Origin of the sequence: Streptomyces sp. MK37H (assembly GCF_018035285.1) — a bacterium.
Lineage (GTDB): Bacteria > Actinomycetota > Actinomycetes > Streptomycetales > Streptomycetaceae > Streptomyces > Streptomyces endocoffeicus.
Window position 1 is genome coordinate 1 of sequence record NZ_JAAAYH010000416.1, and the last position, 7,950, is coordinate 7,950.

Consider the following 7,950-nt stretch of genomic DNA (forward strand, 5'->3'; position numbering starts at 1 on the left):
ACGGAGTCGGCCGGGCTCACGGATTCGGCCCCCTCCGACTCGTCCCGTTCCACGCGCTCCGGGCAGGGCCAGAACACCCCGTCCTCCTCCGCGATCCTCCGGTATGTGATGCCCGAGTAGTCCGCCGGGCCCCCGGCCGAGGCCCGCCGCAGCTCCTCGAAGACCTCCTCCGCGTCCGCCGGGAACCCCTTCTTCCAGCCGAGCCGGGCCGCGAGCCCGCTCAGCACCCACAGGTCCGTCCGGACGCCCGGCGGCGGGGTGAGGGCCGCCCGGCGGAGGAGGACCCGGCCCTCCAGGTTGGTCATGGTCCCGGTCTCCTCGGCCCACTGGGCCACCGGCAGCACCACATCGGCGAGCGCGGCGGTCTCCGAGAGCACGACGTCCGCGACCGCCAGGAAGTCCAGCGACCGCAGCCGGGACTCCACATGGGCCGCGCGCGGGGCGGAGACCAGCGGATTGGAGCCCATCAGCAGCAGCGCCCGGATGTCGTGTCCGAGCGCGTCCAGGAGTTCGTACGCGCTGCGCCCCGGCCCGGGCAGGACGTCCGGCTCGACGCCCCAGACGGCCGCCACATGGGCGCGCGCGGCCGGGTCGTCCAGCTTGCGGTAGCCGGGCAGCTGATCGGCCTTCTGGCCGTGTTCGCGGCCGCCCTGGCCGTTGCCCTGGCCGGTCAGGCAGCCGTAGCCGGACAGCGGGCGGCCCGCGCGGCCGGTGGCCAGGCACAGGTTGATCCACGCGCCGACGGTGTCGGTGCCCTTGGACTGCTGCTCGGGCCCCCGGGCCGTAAGCACCATGGAGCTCTCGGCGTCGCAGAACATCGTGACGGCCTTACGGAGCTCAGGAACCGGGACGCCCGTGATCCGCTCCACCAGCTCCGGCCAGTGGGCCATCGCGGCGGCCCGCGCCTCGGGCCAGCCGCTGGTGCGCCGTTCGACGAACTCCTCGTCCACCCGGCCCTCCGCGACCACCAGGTGCAGCAGCCCCAGCGCGAGCGCGAGATCGGTGCCGGGGCGCGGCGCCAGATGCAGATCCGCCTGCTCGGCCGTGCGGGTCCGCCGGGGATCGACCACGATCAGCCGGCCGCCCGCCTCCTTCAGCTCGGTCAGATAGCGCAGCGCGGGCGGCATGGTCTCGGCCAGGTTCGAGCCGACGAGCACGACGCATCCGGTGCGGGCCACGTCCGCCAGCGGGAACGGCAGCCCGCGATCCAGCCCGAAGGCCCGCTGGTGGGCGGCGGCGGCCGAGGACATGCAGAACCGGCCGTTGTAGTCGATCTGTGAGGTGCCGAGCACCACCCGGGCGAACTTGCCCAGCGCGTACGCCTTCTCGTTCGTCAGCCCGCCGCCGCCGAAGACCCCCACCGCGTCGCGGCCGTACGCCCGGCCGGTGGACTCCAGGCCCTCGGCGATCCGGTCGAGGGCCTCCTCCCAGGTGGCCGGTTCGAGCCGGCCGGTGTCAGGGCGGCGGACCAGCGGCTCGGTCAGACGCACCCGGGAGGAGAGTACGGCGGGCGCGGTGCGGCCCTTACCGCACAGCGCGCCACGGTTGACGGGGAACGCGGTGCGCTCGACCACCTCGACACCGCCCGGACGGCCGTCCGGCCCGTCACCAGGTCCGCTGCCCGGCGGCACCGGGCGCAGCGCCATCCCGCACTGCAGCGAACAGTAAGGGCAGTGCGTATCGACGGGGTCGGAGGAGGCGGGGGAGTGCTCCCCGGTAACCGGAACGTGCGCCATGCGAAGCAGCGTGCTACGGCCGTGTTACAGCCCGCGTCACTTCGCATTACGCCTGCGGGAAGCGGACCTCAGCATGGCGCCGGACGGCCGGTGAAGTCGACGCAATGACCTGTGACGGCCACGCAATGGCGGTGCAATCTGCCGCTGCCAGGCTCTCGTCATGACGCCGCACCCCGCTCCTCCCGGTCCCCCTGGCCCTCATGGCCCCGACGGCACGGCGGACTTCGACAGTGCCCAGCGGATCATGGCCCGGTTCACCGCCCAGCTCACCACCCAGCTCGACCGGCTGGGCCACCACGGCGTCCGCCCGGGCGGCCGCGATCGCCCGCCGACGCTCGTCGCCGTCGCCCACGGCAGCCGGGACCCCGAGGCGCTGCGCACCGTGAACGCCCTCCTGGACCGCGTCCGCGCGCTCCGCCCCGGACTGCCCGTACGCCTCGGCCATATCGAGCTCAACCGGCCGCTGCTGACCGACACACTGGCCGCGCTGCGCGGTGAGGCGGTGCTCGTCCCGCTGCTGCTGAGCCGCGGCCACCACATCAAACAGGACATCCCGGACGCCGTCGCCGCCGCGCCCCACCTCACCGCCCGGATCGCCGCCCCGCTCGGTCCGGACCCGCTGCTCGCCGAGGCACTGCACGCCCGGCTGGCGGAGGCGGACCGACGGGCCGGGGCCTCGCCCGGGCCCGGTGTCGTCCTCGCCGCCGCGGGCTCCCGCGACCCGGACGCGGCCGTCGACACGGCCCGTACCGCCGCCCTGCTCAGCGCCCGGCTCGGCGGGGTGCCCGTGCTGCCCGGCTACGCCTCCGCCTCCGGCCCCACCGTGCCCGAGGCCGTACGCGCCCTGGCCGCGCTCGGCCACGACCGGATCGCGGTCGCCTCCTACTTCACCGCGCCCGGCCGCTTCGCGACCCAGTGCGCGAGCGCCGCCCCCGGCCTCGCGGCCGCCCCGCTCGGCGCCCATCCGGCGGTGGCGCGTCTCGTACTGCGCCGTTACGAACAGGCGCTGGCCTCTGCGCCCTTGTCACACCCGGCGGCTACCGTCGGTGTATGAGCCCCAGCGCACCCCCTGAACCCGAACCGGATTCGGCCGACTCGGCCGGTGTCCCTTCGACCGGTGTCGCCTCGACCGGTGCCGCCTCGACCGGTGCCCCCGAGGCCGACACCCGCCGCGTCCCCGGCTATGCCGCGGCGGACCTCGATCGCTGGGCGCCCGAGCCCGACAAGCGGCCGGGCCGGACCGCCTTCCAGCGGGACCGGGCGCGGGTGCTGCACTCCGCCGCGCTGCGCAGACTGGCCGGGAAGACCCAGGTGGTGCCCGCCGCACCGGCCGCCGACCCCGGCCCTGCCGGGCGCGCCCCGGCCTTCGACGCCACGCCCCGCACCCGGCTGACCCACTCCCTGGAGTGCGCCCAGGTGGGCCGTGAGCTGGGGGCCGCGCTGGGCTGCGACCCGGATCTGGTGGAGATGGCCTGTCTCGCCCATGACCTCGGCCATCCGCCGTTCGGGCACAACGGCGAGCGGGTGCTCAACGAGATCGCCGAGCCCTGCGGCGGCTTCGAGGGAAACGCGCAGTCGCTGCGGCTGCTGGCCCGGCTGGAGCCGAAGCGGTTCGTGCCCGACCGGGTCACCGGCGAGCCGGTGAGCGTCGGGCTCAACCTCACCCGCGCCGCGCTGGACGCCGCCACCAAGTACCCCTGGCCGCGCGGCGGCCATCCGCACAGCCCCCGCTCCCCGAAGTTCGGGGTCTATGAGGACGACGTCCCGATCTTCGAGTGGTACCGGCAGGGCGCCCCCGAGGGCCGTACGACCTTCGAGACCCAGGTCATGGACTGGTCCGACGATGTCGCCTACTCCGTCCACGACGTCGAGGACGGACTGCACGCGGGCCATCTGAACCCCGCGAGCCTGCTCGCCGAGCCCGAGCGCCGCGAGGTCTTCGCCGTCGCCGCCGACCGCTACGCCCCGGGGGCCGAGCCCGACGAGCTGGCCGAGGCGCTGGACCGGCTGCTGGGCCAGGAGTGGTGGCCGCACGGCTACGACGGCTCGTCCGTCGCCCAGGCCCGCCTCAAGGACGCCACCAGCCAGCTCATCGGCCGCTTCTGCCTGGCCGCCGAGGGCGCCACCCGCGCGGCGTACGGCACGGGCCGCTTCACCCGCTACCACGCCGAACTGGTCGTGCCCCGCGCCACCCGCCTGGAGTGCGCGGTCCTCAAGGCGGTCGCCGACCGGTATGTGATCCAGCGCGCCGACCAGGAGCTGGTCCGGGCCGATCAGCGCGTGGTCATCGCCGAACTGGGCGAGGCCCTGATCGCCCGCGCCCCCGACGGCCTGGACCCCCAGTTCCGGGCGCTCTTCGACGCCGCCGGGGACGACCGGGGCCGGCTGCGGGCCATCGTCGACCAGATCGCCTCCCTGACCGACACCTCGGCCCGGGGGCTCCACGCCCGGCTCACCGGTTGAAGCCGGAAGCCGGCAGCCGCCCGCCGGATACGGCTTCCGCGCACACATACGGCCTACCGGCCCTTCCGGACGCACGCGCGGTGCGGGAGGCTCCCCTGTGACACGGCTTTCGGCACATCCTCTCGGCACGGCCTTCTCGGCACAGCATTCAGGACGGCTTTCGGAACGCACGACCTGACACGACCGGGGTAAGGCACTCATAGAGGAACCGCTCGGCACCGCTCGGCAGCGAGGAGGACACAAGTGGTGGACGCACACCAGACATTCGTCATCGTCGGAGGGGGCCTGGCCGGGGCGAAAGCCGCGGAAACCCTTCGAGCGGAGGGTTTCACCGGGCGGGTGATCCTCATCGGTGACGAGCGCGACCACCCCTATGAACGGCCCCCGCTCTCCAAGGGCTTCCTCACCGGCAGCCAGGAGCGCGACAGCGTCTTCGTCCACGAGCCCGCCTGGTACGCCCAGTCCGATATCGAGCTCCACCTCGGCCTGCCCGCCGTCCACCTGGACCGCGCCGCCAAGGCCGTGACCCTGGGCGACGGCACCCGGGTCCACTACGACCGGCTGCTGCTGACCACCGGCGCCGAGCCGCGCCGCCTCGACATCCCCGGCACCGATCTGGCCGGGGTCCACCATCTGCGCCGGCTCGCCCACGCCGAGCGGCTCAAGGGCGTCCTCGCCGCGCTCGGCCGGGACAACGGCCAACTGGTCATCGCGGGCGCGGGCTGGATCGGTCTCGAGGTCGCGGCCGCCGCCCGTGGCTACGGAGCCGAGGTGACCATCATCGAGCCCGAGCCCACCCCGCTCCACCCCGTGCTCGGCCCCGAGCTGGGCGCCCTCTTCGCCGACCTCCACGGCGAGCACGGCGTCCGCTTCCACTTCGGCGCCCGCCTTACCGAGATCACCGGCCAGGACGGCATGGTGCTGGCCGCCCTCACCGACGACGGCGAGGAGCACCCCGCCCACAGCGTGCTGGCCGCCATCGGCGCCGCCCCGCGCACCGCCCTCGCCGAGGCCGCGGGGCTCGAGGTGGTGGACCGCGCGGCGGGCGGCGGCATCGCGGTCGACGCCTCGCTGCGCACCAGCGACCCGGACATCTTCGCGGCCGGCGACGTGGCCTCCGCCCCGCTCGCGTTCCTCGAGGGCACCCCCGTACGGGCCGCGCTCCCGCCGAGCGCCCGGCTGCGCGTCGAGCACTGGGCCAACGCCCTGAACGGCGGCCCGGCGGCGGCCCGCGCCATGCTCGGCCAGGACATCGCGTACGACCGGGTGCCGTACTTCTTCTCCGATCAGTACGACGTCGGCCTGGAGTACTCCGGTTACGCGCCGCCCGGCAGTTACGACCAGGTGCTGGTGCGCGGCGATGTCGGCAAGCGGCAGTTCATCGCCTTCTGGCTGAACGACGGCCGCCTGCTCGCGGGCATGAACGTCAACGTCTGGGACGTCACCGAATCGATCCAACGGCTCATCCGCGCCGGGCAGCGGCTCGACCCGGCGGCCCTGGCCGACCCGGCCGTCCCGCTCACCTCGCTCCTCCCGTAGGCCCGTAGGCCCTCAGGCCCTCAGGCGCTTCGGAACGCCGGGGTCCGGCAGGCGGTGGATGGCCGTGTCGGACCCCGGCCGTAGAATTCGGGCGTGGCAGGCAGGATCAACGATGACGACGTGAAGGCGGTACGGGCAGCGGTCCCGATCGACGCCGTCGTATCCGAATACCTCCAGCTGCGGAACGCGGGGGGTGGCAATCTCAAGGGCCTGTGCCCCTTCCACGACGAGAAGACCCCGTCCTTCCAGGTCAGCCCCAGCAAGGGGCTCTACTACTGCTTCGGCTGCCAGGAGGGCGGCGACACGGTCGACTTCATCATGAAGATCGACCACCTCTCCTTCGCCGAGACCATCGAGCGGCTGGCCTCCCAGTCCGGAATCACCCTGCGCTACGAGGAGGGGGGCTACACCCCCGGCCGCCAGCAGGGCGAGCGCACCCGGCTGGTCGAGGCCCACAAGGCCGCCGCGCAGTTCTACGTGGAGCAGCTGGACCGCCCCGAGGCGGAGATCGGCCGCACCTTCCTGGCCCAGCGCGGCTTCGACCAGGCCGCGGCGCAGCACTTCGGCGTCGGCTACAGCCCGGCCGGCTGGGACCACCTCGTCCGCTTCCTGCGCGGCCGCGGCTTCACCGACAAGGAGTTGATCGTCTCCGGGCTCGCCCAGGAGGGCCGCCGCGGCCCGATCGACCGCTTCCGGGGCCGGCTGATGTGGCCGATCCGGGACATCGCCGGTGAGGTCGTCGGCTTCGGCGCCCGGAAGCTCCGCGAGGACGACAACGGCCCGAAGTACCTCAACACCCCCGAGACCCCGCTCTACCGGAAGTCCCAGGTCCTCTACGGCATCGACCTCGCGAAGAAGGACATCGCCAAGTCCAGCCGGGCGGTGGTGGTCGAGGGCTATACGGACGTCATGGCCTGCCATCTCGCGGGCGTCACCACCGCCATCGCCACCTGCGGCACCTCCTTCGGCGGCGACCACATCAAGATCCTCCGACGGCTGCTGATGGACAACTCGGGCGCGGAGGTGGTCTTCACCTTCGACGGCGACGCGGCCGGGCAGAAGGCGGCCCTGCGCGCGTTCGAGGACGACCAGAAGTTCGCCGCCGAGACCTATATCGCGATCACGCCGGGCGGCATGGACCCGTGCGAACTGCGGCTCGCAGAGGGCGACGAGGCCGTCAGGACGTTGGTCGACAGACGAACCCAGCTGTTCGAGTTCGCCATCCGGCAGATCGTCGCGCGCCACAACCTGGACACGGCGGTGGGACGCGCCGCCGCGCTGGAGGAGGCAGCGCCCATCGTCGCCGGGATCAAGAACAGCTCCATTCAGCACGAGTCCGCGGTGCATCTCGCGGGTCTGCTTGGCATCCTCGACACCCAATTCGTCGTACGGCGCGTCTCGCAACTGGCCCGCTGGGCCCGTGAGCGCGGCCGCGGCTCGGGCGACGAGCAGCGTGGCCGTCCAGGCGGCGAGTATCGCGGCCGTCCGGGCGGCGCTCCTGCCGGAGATGGCCCGCAGCAGCGCCATCGCGGTGGGCCGGAGGCGCAGGGCGACCCGGGCGCCCCGGTGCTGCCACGCGGCCCCCGCCTGGACCTCCGCAGCCCCGCGCATCTGGCGGAGCGCGAATTGCTCAAGTGCGCGCTCCAGTACCCCCAACTGGTCTCTCCCACCTTCGATGCCTTCGGCGCCGACGAGTTCACGGCGGCGCCGTACGCTCGAGTCCGTATGGCGATCGCCGAGGCAGGCGGGACGGCGGGGGCTGACGCCGACTACCTTGTCCGGGTCCGTGACGCGGCGCCGGACGACACCGTCCGCGGACTGATCCTGGAGCTCACGGTGGAGCCGTTGTCACTGCCCAGACGACGACAGCGCGAGATCGATCGCGCCTACGTCGGGCAGTGGCTCGCCGCCGTCAGGCTCCAGGCTGTGGATCGAAGGATCGGTGAGGTCCACGCGGGGGTGCAGCGACTGGGACCGCACGCTGACGCGGCCAGTCTCGGCGCGTTCCAGGAAGAGCTGAAGGCGTTGCAGGTGTACCGGGAAGGGCTCCGGGCGCGTGGGGCGGAGGCGCTATAGGCGAGACGCCCACCAGTGTCGCTTCACACCCACCTCAGCGGCACCGGTGGGGCCCGCTCTGCCCGAGCGCGGCGGCGCTGTAAGGGGCTCGGAGTGGGTTCGGCCAGTCCCTCCGGGACCGGGGCGCGGCGGCGCT

General features: G+C 73.5%; 5 protein-coding genes. 4 read left to right on the forward strand and 1 reads right to left on the reverse strand.

The genetic code is table 11. From position 1 onward, the window contains the following. Window positions 1-1,736 (reverse strand): molybdopterin oxidoreductase family protein (locus GWI24_RS36220; RefSeq protein ID WP_210950281.1); only part of this gene is annotated, 1,736 nt, incomplete at its 3' end. A 160-nt stretch (window positions 1,737-1,896) separates the two neighbouring features. On the opposite strand from GWI24_RS36220, the gene GWI24_RS36225 reads away from it, so the two are divergent. From GWI24_RS36225 to dnaG, 4 genes are all read left to right on the forward strand, one after another. Next, on the forward strand, window positions 1,897-2,790 hold the full coding sequence (locus GWI24_RS36225; protein ID WP_374103379.1) for a sirohydrochlorin chelatase: 894 nt from the start codon (window positions 1,897-1,899) through the stop codon (window positions 2,788-2,790). After that, entirely contained in the window at window positions 2,787-4,199 is a 1,413-nt protein-coding gene (locus tag GWI24_RS36230; RefSeq protein WP_210950282.1) for a deoxyguanosinetriphosphate triphosphohydrolase, read from the forward strand. The genes GWI24_RS36225 and GWI24_RS36230 overlap by 4 nt, the downstream gene beginning before the upstream one ends. 243 nt (window positions 4,200-4,442) lie before the next feature. Then, window positions 4,443-5,738 (forward strand): FAD-dependent oxidoreductase, encoded by a 1,296-nt coding sequence (locus tag GWI24_RS36235; protein WP_210950283.1) that lies wholly within the window; start codon window positions 4,443-4,445, stop codon window positions 5,736-5,738. Window positions 5,739-5,831: 93 nt separating this feature from the next. Beyond that, window positions 5,832-7,814 (forward strand): DNA primase, encoded by a 1,983-nt coding sequence (dnaG, locus tag GWI24_RS36240; protein WP_210950284.1) that lies wholly within the window; start codon window positions 5,832-5,834, stop codon window positions 7,812-7,814. Window positions 7,815-7,950 lie beyond the last annotated feature (136 nt).